Genomic DNA, 15,142 nt, shown 5'->3' with positions numbered 1-15,142 from the left:
CTCTCCGATGCGGTGCCTGGTGTTACGTTGACGGCGAATTGGCCGGCGCTGTACCGCCGGCAACTTCGGGCAGGAGCACGGCGGCGCGCAGCTGTTGCGAATAGGGGTGTTGCGGGGCGTTCAGCACGGTCCTGGCGTCGCCGCTTTCGACCACGCGGCCATTCTGCATGATCATGATGCGGTCGCTGATGTAATAGGCGGTGGCGAGATCGTGGGTGACGTAGATGATCGAGATGCCGAGATCATCGCGCAGCGCCCTGAACAGGTTGACGATCGACATGCGCAGCGAGGCATCGACCATTGACACCGGCTCGTCGGCGACGATCAGTTTCGGGCTTGAGAGCAGCGCGCGCGCGATGGCGACGCGCTGCAGTTGCCCGCCGGACATCTCGTGGGGGTAGCGATGACGCACTTCCTTCAGCGACAACCCGACCTTGCGCAGCGCCTCGTCGACGGCGGCTTCGAGCGCGTCCTGGCCGACGGCCGCGGAAAATCGCCGCCGCGTCGTGAACAGATAGCGGTCGAGCTGTTTCAGCGGATTGAACGCCTCGAACGGGTTCTGGAAAATTGGCTGCACCTTGTGCATGAACGCGAGGCGATCCCGGTTGCTGCGGACGGTGGAAAGATCGGTGCCATCGAGCACCAGCGATCCGGCACTGGGCTGCTCGATGTTCAGGATCATCCGCGACAGCGTGGTTTTGCCGCTGCCGGACTCGCCGATGATGGTGAATATTACCGGCCGTGCCGCCTCGATCCGGAAGCTGACATCATTGACGGCGACGATGCGCCGGCTCGACAACAGCCCGCCGCGGCTGAACACCTTGGTGGCGTGCGAAACCTCGAGCAATGCGTTGCTCATGGAGCCTGGTCCCCGTTGACGGCAAAGCAGGCGACACGATGGTCCGGCTCGGTTTCGACCATGTCGGGCACGCGCTCACTGCAAGCCGCCATGGCCAGCGGGCAGCGCGGATGAAACCGGCAGCCGGGCGGCGGGTCGGCGAGGCTGGGCGGCGAGCCTTCGAGGCCCTTGCGCTGGATGTCGTCGCCGATCCGAGGCAGGCTCGAGATCAGATGCCGGGTGTAGGGATGCAGCGGCCGGCGGAAGATCTCCGCCGTCGCGGCTTCCTCGACCAGGCGGCCCGCATACATGATGCCGAGCCGGTCGGTGAGATGGGCGTGCACGCCCATGTCGTGCGTGACGAACAGCACCGAGGAGCCGATCTCGCGCTGAATGCCGCGGATCATGCCGAGCACGTCCTTCTGCACCACGACGTCGAGTGCGGTGGTCGGCTCGTCGGCGATGATGAAATCGGGGCGGCAGATGGTGGCGAGCGCGATGGTGGCGCGCTGGCGCATGCCGCCGGAGAGTTCATGCGGATAGGCCGTCAGCACCGAGGCATCCAGTTTGACGCGCGCCAGGTGATCGACCACGGCCTGCTCGAACTGGCGGTCGCTCGCATCGATATGCGAGCGTGCGAAATCGGCAAAGGTCGCGCACAGCCGACGCACGGGGTTCAACACGTTCATCGAGCCCTGCATGATGTAGGACAGATGCCGCCAGCGGATCCGCGCCACTTCGGCCGGCGGCGCCCGGTGCAGCCCGCCGTAGCCTGGCAGGAAGGCGAAATCGACGGTGCCCCCGACCACCTCCAGCGGCGGTTTGATAGCCCCGGCGATGGTCTTGATCAGCGTGGTCTTGCCGGAGCTGGATTCACCGGCGAGGCCGTAGATCTCGCCTCGCCGGACGTCGAAGCTGATGCCGTCGACCGCCTTGACATAGCGCTTGACGCCGAAATGATTGGTGCGGAAATGCGCCTTGAGGTCACGCACCGCCAGGATCGGCGCAGCCGCATCGGGACGAGCCGGCAGGGCGGGCGAGGCCGTCATGAGGCGCCTCCCATCCGGCTCAGGCGGCTGCGCGGATCGATGTATTCATTCATCGAGACCGCCAGCAGGAACAGCCCGATGAAGGTCATGACGACGATGGCCGTGGGAAAGGCGATCCACCACCAGATGCCGGCGACCATCGCGGTATGCTGGTTGGCCCAGTAGATCATGCCGCCAATCGTCGGGGTATTGATGTCGGTGAAGCCGAGCACCGACAGCGTCACTTCGAGCCCGATCGACCACACCATATTGTTCATCGTTGTCGAGAACACGATCGGCATCACGTAAGGCAGGTGCTCCTGCACCAGGATCTCGCGAGTGCTCATGCCGGAGAACACGCTGCTCTGGGTGAACTCCCTGGTCTTGAGACTCATCGCCACCGAGCGGATCAGGCGGGCGTCATAGGCCCAGCCAAGGCAGGCCATGATCAGCGCGAGAATCAGCCACGACATCGAGTCGCGCATAACGAAATAGAACAGCACCAGGATCGGCAGTAGCGGCATCACGATGAAGGTGTCGTTGATCGACATCAGCACGCGGTCGATCCAGCCGCCCTTGTAGCCGCTGACAAGCCCGATCACGAGCGCCAGCACCCGACTGATCAGCGCCACGGTACCTCCGAACAGCAAGGTGTTGCGGATCGCGAAGGTCAGTTGCCAGAACACGTCCTGGCCGCGCGAGGTGGTGCCGAACCAGTAGATCGGCGACGGCGGCACGTCCGGCGGCACCACGTAGACCTGATCGGGCGGATAGGGCGAGAAGCTCGCCAACACCGACAGGATCAAAACAAAACCCACCAGCACGATACCGATGCGGAATTCGGGGTTGTAGCGCAGCAGGTCGCGCAGGATCCGCAGCATCAGCGCACCTTCACCCTGGGATCGAGCAGCGGATACAGGAGATCGATGGCGAGCACGCCGATCGACACGCCGACGATGGAAATGGTGGTGACGCCGAGCACCAAGCCGTAGTCCCCGGCATATACCGCATCGACCAGCAGCGAGCCGATGCCGGGATAGCCGAACACCTTTTCGGTGATGACCGCGCCGTTGAAGATGCCGCCGAGCGAGATCGCCAGCCCGGTGACCTGCGGCACCAGCGCGTTGCGCATCACATAGGAGGTCAAGATGCGGTGGCGGTCGACGCCGCCGAGTTCGGCGTAGATCACATAATCCTCGGTCACCACGTTTGAGACCAGCGAACGCATGCCGAGAAACCAGCTGCCGATGCCGATCAGGATCAGTGACAGCGCTGGCAGGATGGCATGCATCAGCACGCTGGAGATGAAGTCCCAGGTCCAGGTCTGCGGCAGGTTCATCGCCGAGCCGCCGGCGATCGGCAGCACCGGCCACAGAAAGCCGAACACGATCAGGAGCAGCAGCGCCAGGATGTAATAGGGGATCGGATGCAGCCCCATCGCGATCACGCCCATCAGCTTCAGGCCGCGGCTCTTCTGGTAGTAGCCGGCGAGCCCGCCGAGCAGGTTGCCGAGCACCCAGGTGATGATGGTGGAGATCACCAATAACCCCGCGGTCCATGGCAGCGCGCGACCGATTAGCGTCGAGACCGGCGTCGGGAACGCCGACATCGACGGCCCGAAATCCGCCCGCAGGATGCGCCTCCAGAACACCAGATACTGCTCGACCGGCGAGCCGCCGAGCCCGTAGAGCTCCCGCAGTGACGTGCGCATCTGCTCGATGGCATCCGGCGCGGTGTTTCCGAACGAGGTCGCCGCCGAGATCGACTGCTCGACCGGGTCGATCGGCGTGGCATGGGTGATCACATAAGCGAGATTGATGCCGATGAACACCACCAGCACGAATTGCCCCAGCCGCCGCACGATGTAGATGAGGTATCCGTTCATGAGTTCATTGCTTGAGCGGTGAGCGGCTTGCGATCCCTCCCCTTGCGAGGAGGGATAAGAAAACGGCGCTGCCGGTTTAATGCGCCGGCTTCAGCTTCACGAACATGTAGCGGGAGTTGCCCCAGTTCGGCACCGGATCGGTGTAGGGATCTTCCGCGGTCGGGTAGCCGGTCCAGTAGGTCTGGTCCATTGCCGTGAACACATTGTAGGCCATCAGCGGAATGGTCGGCATCTCCTTGACGGCGAGCTTGACGTAGTCCTTCCCGAGCTCGATCGATTTCGGATCGTCGAAGCCGACGCTGCGGGTCTGTTCGATGATCTTGTCGAGCTCGGGGTTGGACCAGCGCTGCCAGTTGCGCTGCGGCTGCGACTTGCCGGGCTCGGCAACGAACTGCGAGTGCCAGCTGTCGAGGAAATACGACAGGTCCTGATGGCCGCCCCAGGTCTCGACACTCCAGCCGATGAAGCTGTCGAAATCGCCGGCGGCTCGGCGGGTCGGCAGCGTGCCTTGCGCAACGTCGATCTTGGCATCGATGCCGGCCTGCTTCCACTGCTGCACGATCATGGTGCCGGCGCGGGTCATCACCGGCCGCAGATCGCCTTCGACCATGACGCGCACCGTGAACGGCTTGCCGTCCGGTGTCGACCAGGCGCCGCCGCGCTTGGTGAATCCGGCCTTCTCGAGGAGTTCGGCGGCGGCCTGCGGATCGGTCTTCCACCAGCCCATGCCGAAGGCGCGGGCGATCTCCTTCGGATCCGACGGGATCTGCTCGCCCATCGAGGGCCGCAGCATGTCGGCGATCTGCTTGCCGACGGTCGGATCGTAGGGCTTGATCTTGCGCTTGCCGGTATCGATCTCGAAGCTCTTCAGCCATTCCTCCATCGGCTGATGGTAGGTGGCCGGATGCGTCCCGGTCGGCGGCACGCCGATCGCCGAGATGGTGGCGGCGCCGCGATAGGACGCCATCGACACCGCCTTGATGTCGATCAGCAGCGCCAGCGCCCAGCGGACGTCGCGGTTTTTGAACAGCTCGTTCTGGTCATTGAAAATCACCGCCGGCAATGTCGGGTCCGGATGGCCGTAGGGGAACCCCTTGAACCAGGCGCGGGTGGTCTTGCTTTGCTTGGCGAGGGCGAACATCCCTTCCGGGGCGATGTCATGGATGACGTCGAGCTCGTGGTTGAGCTGCGCGATCACGCGCTTGTCGGGCGGGCCGGGATCGACATAGGCAAGATATTTCGGACCGGGCTTGCCGAAGCGCCCCAGCGTGGTGCGCTGCCAGTCGTCACGCAATTGCCAGATGTACCATTTGCCGTCGGGGTCAAAGCTGTGCAGCACATAGGCGCCAAGCGAAATCGGCTTGTTGAAGTCGAACTTGGCCGGATCCGGCACCTTCTCGAACACGTGCTTGGGCAGGATCCAGACCGCACCCCAGCGCACCGTGAAGTTGGCGTGGAAGCGCGAATTCGGTTTCTTGAGCTTGAACACCACCGTATACGGATCCGGCGCCTCGACCGAGGCGACGTTGCTGGCCATCACCGCGCTGTAGCGCATCCCCGGATTCTTGATCTGCAGCATCACCGTCGCCAGCACGTCCTCGGCGGTGAATTCGACGCCGTCGCTCCAGAAGATGCCCTTGCTCAGCTTCACCGTCATTTCGGTGAAATCGGCATTGTATTGCGGCTTGTCGGCGGCGAGCGCGTTCTCCCAGACGCCGTTGATGCCGCTTTCCGGATCGATGTACCACAGCGTATCGAGCGCGGCCTGCTGCAAGCCGTTGGATTGCGCGCCGGCGTTGATCGCCCAGATGTTGAACCAGCCGGCGTTCTTGATGGTGCCTTCCGGGTTCTCCAGGATCAGCAGTTCCTTGCGGGGAATGTTCTGCGGAATGCCCTGTGCCTGACCGGAAATCACAGGCAGGAACAGTTGCAGCGCCAGCGCACACACCGCCGGCAGTAACGCACGAATGCGGTTCATCGTTTTCTCCCTCATCGTGCGAGGCTTCAGGGCTCGCGCTTGTTGTGCGCGCGATCCTAGATGGGGGAAAACTGGTGAACAACCAAAATCGTGATCTATATCCGAAGTTCGGGTTTAGTGCTCGGGCTAGCCTGATGCGTGGCTCGGGGCGTCTGGTGGCGCCGACCTCGAGCACGAATGTTTGGCCGTGAAGCGGATCGGCGGCCCTGACCGTCTAGGCCGCGGGTCTGGCCGCGGTGATAGCAGAGCGTCTGCGGCTCGCCGGTCGGCAGCGCGGTCAAGGGATCGATCGCGACGCGCCGCAGCAGCGCCGTCCTTGTGTCGCTGACATAAGCGGTGCCACCGGCGGGCGAAAAGCAGATCGCGTTTGGCATGGTCACCTTAGCATAGAGCCGTTTCAGCTCGCCGCGGTGGAAATGATAGATCGCGCCCATGCCCTTTCGGCCTGGCGTCTCATGGTCCGGTCCACAGCGCGCCGCAGGCGTGGACCCGTCCGTCATTGGCCCGCATCGATACATTGTCGTGCGCAGCGTCAACCGGCCGTCGGCGTCATCGGGCACATAGAAGGCCGTGTCGGTGGTGAGCAGCTCGCGCTCGTTGTCGACAACGGCCAGCGTCAGCTGTTCCTGGCAACGGACTGGCGAATAGGGGACGACGGCAGAACAATGAGAGCCGGCTGACCGGAGCCGCGAGAGCTGCATTGAACTCTCGATGGATTTTCTCTTGGTGGGAACGACGAGGCTCAGTTTCGCGGGAGCGGAGTCGATAAGTCATTGTTTGCGGTCAAAACCAAGCCGCGAGCTGAGATCAGACGCCCCACCGCAGAGCTGCGGTCAGCACCGGGGCATCCCATAATTTCGTCGACTTGCTATCGAGCACAGATACGGTGATCGAAACACCGGCCATGTCGAGGGATGTGACGTAGGAACCGGTCAGGAAGCGCGCCACTGCCACCCCCGCGCTGTCCAGAATCCGCTTTGCGGCATTGACCATCAGATAGAGTTCGATCAGAGGCGTCGCACCAAACCCGTTGACGAGAAGCAGCACTTCACTCCCCTTGCCGGGCGCCAGATCCTTCAGGATCGCATCGAGCAGCTCGGCGGCGATTGCATCGGCGGACGCCAACGGCACCCTGCGCCGGCCGGGCTCGCCATGAATGCCGACGCCCATTTCCATTTCATTGTCGGCCAATGCGAAGTTTGGCCGCCCTGCCGCCGGCACGGTGCATGGCAACAGCGCCACCCCCATCGAGCGGGTGCGCCGGTTGACCTCTTCGCCCAGCGCCGCGAGAGCGGCAAGCGGCATTCCGGTCTCGGCCGCAGCGCCGACCATTTTTTCCACGATCAATGTCCCCGCGACGCCGCGACGACCGGTCGTATAGGTCGATTTCTCCACCGCCACGTCGTCGTTGGTCACCACGCTCGCAACTTCCCGCCCGGCCATCTCGGCTGCCATGGTGAAATTCATCACATCACCTTCGTAGTTCTTGACGATGAAGAGCACGCCTGCGCCCGTGTCGACGGCCTCCGCGGCCTCGATCATCTGGTCCGGTGTCGGCGAGGTGAAGACTTGACCGGGGCAAGCGGCATCGAGCATGCCGAGGCCGACAAAGCCCGCATGCAGCGGCTCATGTCCCGAGCCGCCGCCCGAAATCAGCGCGACCTTGCCTGGCTTCAACGTGCGGCGCCGGACGAATTTTCGCTCGGCACCAAGAAGCAGGATACCCGCATGGGCTGCCGCGAAACCGTCCAGACTTTCTTCGAGTATCGTATCGGTGCTGTTGATCAGCTTTTTCATGAACGTCCTCCCCATCTCGTCTGAAGTTCAAATCAATGGCTCAACCCACACTTTCGGCATAGCGCGCGAGTTGCGCAGCGAAATCCACGATCAGCTGTTCGAGCGCGCGGTTCTTCTTGTCGTCACCGAGGTCGGGTACGGTCACCGAGACGGTGCGGGTGTGCGCTTCGCGGTGGGGTGCACGCAGCCGGCCGGGATGCGCGCGTCCATAGGCTTGGAGGAATGCCGCGCGCTCGGCGCCGGACAGATGGCACACTTCGAAGATGATCGCGACATGCTTCACCGGAATCGGCACCAGATACGCCGGATTGGTGATCTGGGTCACGAAGGAGCGATTCTTGCCCAGCGCCGCCGCCAGCTTCAGCCGCGTCCCCGAGGGCCGATTGTCGAGCACCCGTCGCAGGATGGCCTTGTAATCCGCCACATTGCTGTCACCAGGCGCGCGGGTATCCTCGCCTGCTTCATCCGTCATGAACGCACCTTTGCGATTGCGGCCTTGAGCCGCGCGACGGCAATCGGCGACACCGAGAGAGTTGTCAAGCCGGTGGCGATCAGCGCCGTGGTCAGGCGCGTATCGGCCGCGGCGTCACCGCAGAGCGAGACCTCCACGCCACGCTTTCGTCCGGCCTCGACAGTCCGGGAGATCAGCGCCAGCACCGCCGGATTGCCGGTATCGTTGAGGTCCGCGACGGCACCGATGTCGCGCGCCGCCGCCATCGTGTACTGGGTCAGGTCGTTCGAGCCGATGGAATAGAACGCCGCGCCGAAAGCCTCGGCGCGGAGCGCCGCCGCCGGGACCTCGACCATGATGCCGAGCGGCGGTCGGGCGCAGGCGATCCCTTCCGCCCTGAGCGCCGTGAACTCCGCATCCAGCAGGGCACTGGCACGGTCGAGCTCCGAAGGGACCGCGATCATCGGCAGCATCACCTTCAGCGCCCCGTGCACAGCCGCACGGCACAGTGCCCGCAGTTGCACCCGAAACACGTCCGGCCGCGCGAGCGAGAGACGGATGCCGCGCAGGCCGAGGAACGGATTGCGCTCGCTATCGATCGTCAAGCCGGCGATCGGCTTGTCGCCGCCGGCATCGAGGGTGCGGATCGTCACCGGTCTTCCCTCGGCCCAGTCGAGAATGCGCCGATAGACTGCATATTGCGCATCCTCGTCCGGCAGGCCTTGAGACGCCTCGAACAGAAATTCCGTACGCACGAGGCCGATGCCGTCGCAGATTGCAGGATCGAGGCCAGCGAGGTCTTCGGGCGCGGCGATATTGAGAAGGACCGCGATCCGCTGGCCGTCGGCCGTGCGTGCCGAGTCGAGGCGGCCGGCATCGACGGCGGCTTGCGCAGCATTCGCAACCGCCATGCGGTGCTCGAACAGGCGGCGCGTTTCCGGCTCAGGATCGAAGATCACGGTGCCGGCATCGCCGTCGACGAGCGCCAACGCCGGTGGCTGTCCGTTCCACGACAGTGGCCCGAGCCCAACGACCATGGGCGCCCCGCGCGCCCGCGCCAACATCGCAACATGCGAGGAAGGTGAGCCCGCAGCCAGCGCGATGGCGCCGCCGTGCGACCAGTCAGCGGCAAGAAAAGCGGAAGGCGTGATGTCGTCAGCCGCTACGATCGAGCCGCTGGTAATCCTGGCGACCGTATCCACGCCGCTCAGATGCGCGAGCACGCGGTCGCGGATGTCGACGATATCAGCCGCCCGGGCACGGAAATATTCATCTTCAGCAGCGCGATAGCCAGCTATCTCCACATCGAGTGCCAAGCGCCAGGCGTGGTCGGCAGTGATCCCCTCCGAGATGACCCCATATGCAGGATCCGCCAGCGCGTCATCCTCGAGCATGGCGACCTGGAATTCCAGAATGTCGGCCACCTCGCCCTGAATCGTCTTGATCTGCTCGGCGATCTCCGCCCTCGCGCCTTCAATCGCAGCCCGCAGTGCCGCGGCCTCCTGCGCGGGATCGTCGCTCGCCGTTCGCTTGGCCACAGCCGCAGTCAGCATGGTGACCGGTCCGATCGCGAGGCCCGGCGAGGCAGTACGGCCGATGAGATGAATCTCTGCCACCGCGATCAGGCCTCGCCGAAACCATCATGCACAAGCGCCAGTACGGCAGCGAGCGCTGCCTTGCCATCGGGCCCGGTAACGCGGAAATGCAGCGTTGCGCCCTGCGGCGCCTTCACGCGCATCACCTTCACCGGGCTCTTTGCGTCCGTCCAGGGCCCGTCCACCGCGAGGGCAAGCTCGATCTTCGCGGCAAAGCCCTTCGCGCACTGCGTGAGCTTGACCGACGGCCGCGCGTGAAGTCCGACTTTGTTGACGAGAACCGCCGAGGCTGTCAGCGGCACCGGCGTTTCGCTCGGCCGGCTGGCGTGAGCATCATGCATAGAATTCCTCCGCGCTACGCTTGACGGCGGCAAGCGGCGAGCCACCCGAAGACTCGGTTGCCGCGATCACAGCTCCCTCGACCACCGGGGCATTGCAGACGACGACGCGCGCCCGTCGATCTTCAGGCAGCATTTCTACGGCCATCTCGGAATTTGTCTCCGCGCCGCCGAGATCAACCAGCACCGCCACGCCTGCGGGCGACCACGCCGCCTCGATCGCCTCGAGGATTCCGGCAACATTCGTGCCGAGCCCTCCATCGATGTCGCCGCCTGTCCAGGCAAGCGGCACGGCGCTGCCTACCATCTGGCGCACCATATCCGCCGCGCCTTCCGCGATCTTGGGCGAATGTGAAACGATAACGATCCCGACATTGCCGGAATTTGAACTGTTCATGAACTTGCCTCGAATTCCAGCACCTTGACTGCCGCGCCGATCAAAAGGGACGCCGAACGCGAACCAGGGTCCATATGACCGATAGAACGTTCGCCGAGAAAGGACGCACGGCCGCGGATCGCAAGCATGGGCGTGGTGCGATCGGCCGCTTGCGCCGCTTCCGCAGCTATCGCCTTGGCATCGCCGCCCCCGGCCAACACGACCTGCACCGGCACGAGCACATCCAGCAAGGTTTTCTGCCCCGCCTCCGAGCGCCCGCGCGCTTTGACGGCATCAATCGCCTTCGCCGTCGCCGCGACGAGATCCGCTCGGATCGACTGCTCCGGAAGCGCCTTACCTAGTTCCATGAAGAAAGTGCCAACCAGCGGCCCGGAAGCGCCGCCGACCTTCATGACCAATGTCATTCCGATCGCCTTCAGCATTTCCGGTAGCGATTTGTCAGCAAGGCCGGGCAGTGTCGCGAGCACGGCCTCGAAGCCGCGCTTCATGTTCAGCCCGTGATCGCCGTCGCCGATCGCCTGATCGAGGCTGGTCAATTCGTCGGCGTGCTGGATCACGGATTCCGCTAACGCCCGCACCAGCTTTTCCCTGGCAGCCCGATCGAGACTCATGCCGCCACCCTCCCGCCGGCCGCATCGAATAACAGCGGCTTGTTGAGTCGGAGCGACACCATGTCTCCCGGGCCCAACCTCGCCTCGGGGTCGGCCAACGTCACGACCGGCCGGCCGCCGAGGTCGAGATGGAGATGGCTCTGGTCGCCGAGATGTTCGACTCGCGTGACGGTTGCCGACACGTCTCCGCCGCTGCGTGCGATCATCAGGTGCTCGGTGCGCGCGCCAATGGTCTTGGCGCCGGGCGGAATGCCGGCAAATAGAGCCGCCGGCAGCAGGTTGATCATCGGCTGGCCAAGCCGCGCGGCGACATGGGCGTTGATCGGATTCTCGTAAATCTCGCGCGGCGTACCGATCTGCATCAGCCGGCCCGCCTCGATTACGCCGATGCGCGAAGCCATGGTCATCGCTTCCGTCTGATCATGGGTGACATAGAGGATCGTGGCGCCGAGATCGGTCTGGATGCGCTTGAGTTCGAGGCGCATTTCGCCGCGCAGCTTGGCGTCCAGCGAGGAGAGTGGCTCGTCCATCAGATAGATCGAGGGCGAGCGCACCAAGGCCCGGCCGATCGCGACGCGCTGCATCTGCCCGCCCGACAACTGCGTCGCCTTGTTGTGCAGCTTGGTTTCGATGTGGAGAAGACGCGCGACCTCCTGCACCTTCGCGCGAATCTCGGCCTCGGGTACGCGGCGGATCGGCGCGCGTAACGCGAAGGCCATGTTCTCGAACACGCTAAGATGCGGATACAAGGAATATTGCTGGAAGACGAAGGCGACGTCGCGATCGGCCGGCGCATCGCCGGTCACATCACGTCCACCGATCCGGATCGAACCGCTGTCTGGCGTCTCCAGTCCGGCGACAAGTCGCAGCGCCGTCGTCTTGCCGGCACCCGTCGGCCCCAGCAACGCAACGAATTCGCCGTCTCCAACCGAGAGCGACAGGTCGACGACGGCGTGCGTCCGGCGGAACGCCTTGGAGACCGCCCTGATCTCAACTTCAGCCATGCGCACCTCCTTCATACAACGCAGTGCGGATGGCCCGGCCCGACGCCTTGTCGAAGACCGAGAGCGTATCCGGCCGGAAGTCCAGCCCGACACTTTCCCCAGTCCGAAAGCATATGCTGCTGGGCGAACGGGCCTTGAGCGCGCCGTAACGCGTCGTTACGGTCACGATCTGCGTCGTGCCGAGATATTCCGACCCATAAACCTCACCCCGCACCATGCCGCGATCGGTGAACCGCACATGCTCCGGCCGGACCCCGAGGACGAGGTCGCTTTCCACCAGCGCCTCGCGTGCAGCAGGAATTGCAACTTCGCGCTCGCCGAGCCAGATCGCCTGCGCGCCGACTTGCAGTCGACCGCGGAACGGCAGGAAATTCATAGGCGGTGAACCGATGAAGTCTGCGACAAAGAGCGAAGCAGGCCGGTCGTAGATGTCGCGCGGGCTCGCGACCTGCTCAACGATGCCATTATTCATCACCGCGATCATGTCGGCCATCGCCATCGCCTCGAGCTGATCATGCGTGACATACACGGTCGTCGCGCCGAGCCGGTCATGCAGCCCGCGCAATTCATGAATCATCGCCTCGCGCATTTCGGTATCGAGCGCACCGAGCGGCTCGTCCATCAGGAAGCATTTGGGCTGGCGGACGATGGCTCGCCCAAGTGCGACGCGCTGCCGGTCGCCGCCGGCGAGGCCCGACACTGACCGGTCGAGCAGATGGGAGATACGCAAAATACGCGCGGCCTCCACCACCCGCCGATCGTGCTCCGCCGCTCCGACGCCCTCGCATTTCAGGGGAAAGCCGATATTGCGCCGGACATTCATGTGCGGATAGAGCGCAAACAGCTGGAACACGAAGGCGATATCGCGCGCCGAGGCGCGATTCATCGTAACATCCTCGCCGCCGAGCCTGATGGTGCCGGCCGTCGGCAATTCCAGCCCTGCGATCATGCGCAGTGTCGTCGTCTTGCCGCAGCCGGAAGGCCCGAGCAGGCAGAGGAACTGGCCGTCTTCCACCGTGAAGCTGGCGGCCTTGACCGCATGAAACGTCCCGAAGGATTTGTCGAGCCCTTCGACCCTGATCTGTGCCATCGCGCCTTACTCCCTGACCTTCGAGACGATGGTGAACATCACCGTCCCGAACAGCGCAGTCGCGAACGACCAAGAATAGAGCGTGAGGAAAAATGGCTGCATCAGCATGACGACGCCCGCGGCGATGATCGTCGTCGCGATAGCCTCCAGCGGACCGCGTCGCAGAATCCTGTTTGCGAGGCCGCGTCGGCGCGTGGATGTGTTCGCATCGAGGCTCATTTGCGGACGGCTCCAAAGGTGATGCCGCGCAGAAGATGCTTGCGCAACAGCACCGTGAACACGACGATGGGCACCAGGAAGAGCGTCGTACCGGCGGCTACTGCTGGCCAGTCCTGCCCGCCCTCGCCGATGATGATCGGAATGAAAGGCGGCGCCGTCTGCGCGTTGCCGGAGGTCAGAAGTACCGCAAAGGCGTATTCGTTCCACGCAAAAATCAGGCAGAAGATGGCCGTTGCTGCGATTCCTGTTGTCGCCTGCGGCAGCACTACTTTCACGAAGGCCTGAAACCGCGTGTAGCCGTCGATCATCGCTGCCTCCTCGTATTCCCGCGGGATTTCGTCGATGAAGCCCTTCAGAAGCCAGACGGCGAGCGAAACGTTGACGGACGTGTAGAGCAGGATCATCCCGAGCCGGGTATCCGACAGTCCGACGGTGCGGTACATCAGGTAGATCGGGATCGCGACCGCGATCGGCGGCATCATCCTCGTCGACAGAATGAAAAACAGCAGGTCGTCCTTCAGCGGCACGCGGAACCGCGAGAACCCATAGGCCGACAATGTGCCTAGTGCGACGGCGAGCATCGTCGAACCGAACGCGATGATCAGCGAATTGACGAAACGCGGGACATAGTTCGACGGCCCGGCCACAACCATATTGCGGCTGCGGGCGATGCTGTCGCAAAGCCCGTGCGGCTGGCCCAGCGTCTGGATGAATTCCGGCGTCTGGCGCGAGCGGGTTGTGAATAGATTACAGTAGCCTTCGAGCGACGGCTTGAACAGTATCTTTGGAGGATAGGAGATCGCATCGTCGGGCGACTTGAACGAGGTGAGCACGATCCATACCAGCGGAATCATCGTGATGATGGCATAGAGTATGACGAACAGGCCGGCGAAGCGGCGCGTGCCGGCCGATGGTTCGACGACTGAATGGGCTGCATTTGCGACACTCATCGGTTTTTCACCCGGTTCAGCGCCTTGACGTAGATGTTGGCGAGGCCGAACACCGTCACGAACAGAATAATTGCGAAGGCAGAAGAATAACCGGTTCGCCAACTCTCAAAGGCTGCCCGCTTAAGCGTGATCGAGGCAACTTCCGTGGTCGAGCCCGGCCCACCGCCGGTCAGCAAGTTGACCATGTCGAACATCTTGAAGTTCTCGATACCGCGAAAGAGCACCGCGAGCATGATGAACGGCAGCGCCATCGGCAGCGTAATCGACCAGAACTGCCGCCAATTCGACGCGCGGTCGACCTCCGCCGCCTCATAGATGTAATCAGGGATTGAGCGCAGGCCTGCGAGGCAAATCAGCATCACATAGGGCGTCCACATCCAGGCATCGACGATGACGATGGCCCAGGGGCTCAGCGTGACGTCGCCCAGCATCTGGAACGACGAGGCCGCGCGTCCCGTGAAGAAGGCGACGACGTAGTTGAACAATCCGATCTGCGGCTGATAGAGAAAGGTCCAGAAATTGCCGACGACGGCCGGCGAGAGCATCATCGGCAGCAGAATGATCGTGGTCCACATGCCATGGCCGCGGAATTTCTTGTCGATGAGGAGGGCAAGACCAAATCCGAGCACGGTCTCGATGAGCACGGTCCAGATCACGAAATGCGCCGTCACCTGCATCGCCGCCCAGATATCCGGATCGGTCAGGATCGACTGGTACCAGTCGGTGCCCAGCCATATCGTCGGCGCGTTCGCCCGATTGGCGCGGTAGTTGGTGAACGAGAGATAGATCGTCCACACCAGCGGGAAGATATTGATCGCCAGCAGCAGCACGATTGTCGGCGTGATGAAGAGCCAGGCGAGCGCCTGGTCCGACAGGCCCCGGATACGACGCGCCACGGCTGGCCGGACCGGAACGGCCCGATAGGTGATCTGCGACGAAGCGCTCAAATCGTTCATGGCTT

General features: G+C 63.6%; 17 protein-coding genes. All 17 read right to left on the bottom strand.

Going from position 1 to position 15,142, the window contains the following annotated elements:
• Positions 1 to 22: 22 nt before the first annotated feature.
• The gene (locus ABIC09_RS06630) at positions 23 to 859 is read right to left on the bottom strand and encodes an ABC transporter ATP-binding protein (protein ID WP_354108768.1); all 837 of its coding nucleotides are present in this window, start codon (positions 857 to 859) and stop codon (positions 23 to 25) included.
• Positions 856 to 1,887 (bottom strand): ABC transporter ATP-binding protein, encoded by a 1,032-nt coding sequence (locus ABIC09_RS06625; RefSeq protein WP_354108767.1) that lies wholly within the window; start codon positions 1,885 to 1,887, stop codon positions 856 to 858. Before ABIC09_RS06625 ends, ABIC09_RS06630 begins: the two co-directional genes overlap by 4 nt.
• Positions 1,884 to 2,747 (bottom strand): ABC transporter permease, encoded by an 864-nt coding sequence (locus ABIC09_RS06620; protein ID WP_354108766.1) that lies wholly within the window; start codon positions 2,745 to 2,747, stop codon positions 1,884 to 1,886. The genes ABIC09_RS06625 and ABIC09_RS06620 overlap by 4 nt, the downstream gene beginning before the upstream one ends.
• On the bottom strand, positions 2,747 to 3,751 hold the full coding sequence (locus tag ABIC09_RS06615) for an ABC transporter permease (protein ID WP_354108765.1): 1,005 nt from the start codon (positions 3,749 to 3,751) through the stop codon (positions 2,747 to 2,749). Before ABIC09_RS06615 ends, ABIC09_RS06620 begins: the two co-directional genes overlap by 1 nt.
• Positions 3,752 to 3,827: 76 nt before the next feature.
• Positions 3,828 to 5,729: an ABC transporter substrate-binding protein gene (locus ABIC09_RS06610; protein WP_354108764.1), complete on the bottom strand. Its 1,902-nt coding sequence runs from the start codon at positions 5,727 to 5,729 to the stop codon at positions 3,828 to 3,830.
• Between the two features lie 95 nt (positions 5,730 to 5,824).
• On the bottom strand, positions 5,825 to 6,430 hold the full coding sequence (locus ABIC09_RS06605; protein WP_354108763.1) for an SMP-30/gluconolactonase/LRE family protein: 606 nt from the start codon (positions 6,428 to 6,430) through the stop codon (positions 5,825 to 5,827).
• A gap of 106 nt (positions 6,431 to 6,536) precedes the next feature.
• Entirely contained in the window at positions 6,537 to 7,526 is a 990-nt protein-coding gene (gene dhaK, locus ABIC09_RS06600; protein WP_354033137.1) for a dihydroxyacetone kinase subunit DhaK, read from the bottom strand.
• 40 nt (positions 7,527 to 7,566) lie between these two features.
• A complete protein-coding gene (locus tag ABIC09_RS06595; RefSeq protein WP_354033138.1) occupies positions 7,567 to 7,998 on the bottom strand; it encodes a hypothetical protein in 432 nt (143 codons plus the stop codon).
• The gene (gene ptsP, locus ABIC09_RS06590; protein ID WP_354108762.1) at positions 7,995 to 9,593 is read right to left on the bottom strand and encodes a phosphoenolpyruvate--protein phosphotransferase; all 1,599 of its coding nucleotides are present in this window, start codon (positions 9,591 to 9,593) and stop codon (positions 7,995 to 7,997) included. The genes ABIC09_RS06595 and ptsP overlap by 4 nt, the downstream gene beginning before the upstream one ends.
• A gap of 5 nt (positions 9,594 to 9,598) precedes the next feature.
• Positions 9,599 to 9,913 (bottom strand): HPr family phosphocarrier protein, encoded by a 315-nt coding sequence (locus ABIC09_RS06585; protein WP_148750854.1) that lies wholly within the window; start codon positions 9,911 to 9,913, stop codon positions 9,599 to 9,601.
• Positions 9,906 to 10,307, bottom strand: a complete 402-nt coding sequence (gene dhaM / locus ABIC09_RS06580) for a dihydroxyacetone kinase phosphoryl donor subunit DhaM (protein ID WP_148750853.1) — start codon at positions 10,305 to 10,307, stop codon at positions 9,906 to 9,908. The genes ABIC09_RS06585 and dhaM overlap by 8 nt, the downstream gene beginning before the upstream one ends.
• Positions 10,304 to 10,918, bottom strand: a complete 615-nt coding sequence (dhaL, locus tag ABIC09_RS06575; RefSeq protein ID WP_148750852.1) for a dihydroxyacetone kinase subunit DhaL — start codon at positions 10,916 to 10,918, stop codon at positions 10,304 to 10,306. The genes dhaM and dhaL overlap by 4 nt, the downstream gene beginning before the upstream one ends.
• Positions 10,915 to 11,922, bottom strand: coding sequence for an ABC transporter ATP-binding protein (locus ABIC09_RS06570; protein WP_354033140.1), 1,008 nt, complete (start codon positions 11,920 to 11,922; stop codon positions 10,915 to 10,917). Before ABIC09_RS06570 ends, dhaL begins: the two co-directional genes overlap by 4 nt.
• Positions 11,915 to 13,012 carry an ABC transporter ATP-binding protein gene (locus ABIC09_RS06565; RefSeq protein WP_148750850.1) on the bottom strand — a complete coding sequence of 366 codons (1,098 nt, stop codon included), beginning with the start codon at positions 13,010 to 13,012 and terminating at the stop codon, positions 11,915 to 11,917. The genes ABIC09_RS06570 and ABIC09_RS06565 overlap by 8 nt, the downstream gene beginning before the upstream one ends.
• A 6-nt stretch (positions 13,013 to 13,018) precedes the next feature.
• The gene (locus tag ABIC09_RS06560) at positions 13,019 to 13,231 is read right to left on the bottom strand and encodes a hypothetical protein (protein ID WP_148750849.1); all 213 of its coding nucleotides are present in this window, start codon (positions 13,229 to 13,231) and stop codon (positions 13,019 to 13,021) included.
• A complete protein-coding gene (locus tag ABIC09_RS06555) occupies positions 13,228 to 14,181 on the bottom strand; it encodes a carbohydrate ABC transporter permease (protein ID WP_354033143.1) in 954 nt (317 codons plus the stop codon). The genes ABIC09_RS06560 and ABIC09_RS06555 overlap by 4 nt, the downstream gene beginning before the upstream one ends.
• Entirely contained in the window at positions 14,178 to 15,137 is a 960-nt protein-coding gene (locus tag ABIC09_RS06550) for a carbohydrate ABC transporter permease (RefSeq protein WP_354033144.1), read from the bottom strand. The genes ABIC09_RS06555 and ABIC09_RS06550 overlap by 4 nt, the downstream gene beginning before the upstream one ends.
• Positions 15,138 to 15,142: the final 5 nt, after the last annotated feature.

The organism is Bradyrhizobium sp. S3.12.5, assembly GCF_040548225.1.
In the GTDB taxonomy this organism is placed as follows: Bacteria; Pseudomonadota; Alphaproteobacteria; order Rhizobiales; family Xanthobacteraceae; genus Bradyrhizobium; species Bradyrhizobium cytisi.
Note: the sequence above shows the minus strand (reverse complement) of the source record. Positions and strands in the feature narration are given on the sequence as shown.

Bases quoted from the DNA above. Each gene is read 5' to 3' on its own strand.
- ABIC09_RS06630 (WP_354108768.1), bottom strand. From the start codon at position 859: ATGAGCAACGCATTGCTCGAGGTTTCGCACGCCACCAAGGTGTTCAGC.
- dhaM (WP_148750853.1), bottom strand. From the start codon at position 10,307: ATGAACAGTTCAAATTCCGGCAATGTCGGGATCGTTATCGTTTCACAT.
- ABIC09_RS06565 (WP_148750850.1), bottom strand. From the start codon at position 13,012: ATGGCACAGATCAGGGTCGAAGGGCTCGACAAATCCTTCGGGACGTTT.
- ABIC09_RS06625 (WP_354108767.1), bottom strand. From the start codon at position 1,887: ATGACGGCCTCGCCCGCCCTGCCGGCTCGTCCCGATGCGGCTGCGCCG.
- dhaK (WP_354033137.1), bottom strand. From the start codon at position 7,526: ATGAAAAAGCTGATCAACAGCACCGATACGATACTCGAAGAAAGTCTG.
- dhaL (WP_148750852.1), bottom strand. From the start codon at position 10,918: ATGAGTCTCGATCGGGCTGCCAGGGAAAAGCTGGTGCGGGCGTTAGCG.
- ABIC09_RS06555 (WP_354033143.1), bottom strand. From the start codon at position 14,181: ATGAGTGTCGCAAATGCAGCCCATTCAGTCGTCGAACCATCGGCCGGC.
- ABIC09_RS06615 (WP_354108765.1), bottom strand. From the start codon at position 3,751: ATGAACGGATACCTCATCTACATCGTGCGGCGGCTGGGGCAATTCGTG.
- ABIC09_RS06620 (WP_354108766.1), bottom strand. From the start codon at position 2,747: ATGCTGCGGATCCTGCGCGACCTGCTGCGCTACAACCCCGAATTCCGC.
- ABIC09_RS06610 (WP_354108764.1), bottom strand. From the start codon at position 5,729: ATGAACCGCATTCGTGCGTTACTGCCGGCGGTGTGTGCGCTGGCGCTG.
- ABIC09_RS06595 (WP_354033138.1), bottom strand. From the start codon at position 7,998: ATGACGGATGAAGCAGGCGAGGATACCCGCGCGCCTGGTGACAGCAAT.
- ABIC09_RS06570 (WP_354033140.1), bottom strand. From the start codon at position 11,922: ATGGCTGAAGTTGAGATCAGGGCGGTCTCCAAGGCGTTCCGCCGGACG.
- ABIC09_RS06550 (WP_354033144.1), bottom strand. From the start codon at position 15,137: ATGAACGATTTGAGCGCTTCGTCGCAGATCACCTATCGGGCCGTTCCG.
- ABIC09_RS06560 (WP_148750849.1), bottom strand. From the start codon at position 13,231: ATGAGCCTCGATGCGAACACATCCACGCGCCGACGCGGCCTCGCAAAC.
- ABIC09_RS06585 (WP_148750854.1), bottom strand. From the start codon at position 9,913: ATGCATGATGCTCACGCCAGCCGGCCGAGCGAAACGCCGGTGCCGCTG.
- ABIC09_RS06605 (WP_354108763.1), bottom strand. From the start codon at position 6,430: ATGCAGCTCTCGCGGCTCCGGTCAGCCGGCTCTCATTGTTCTGCCGTC.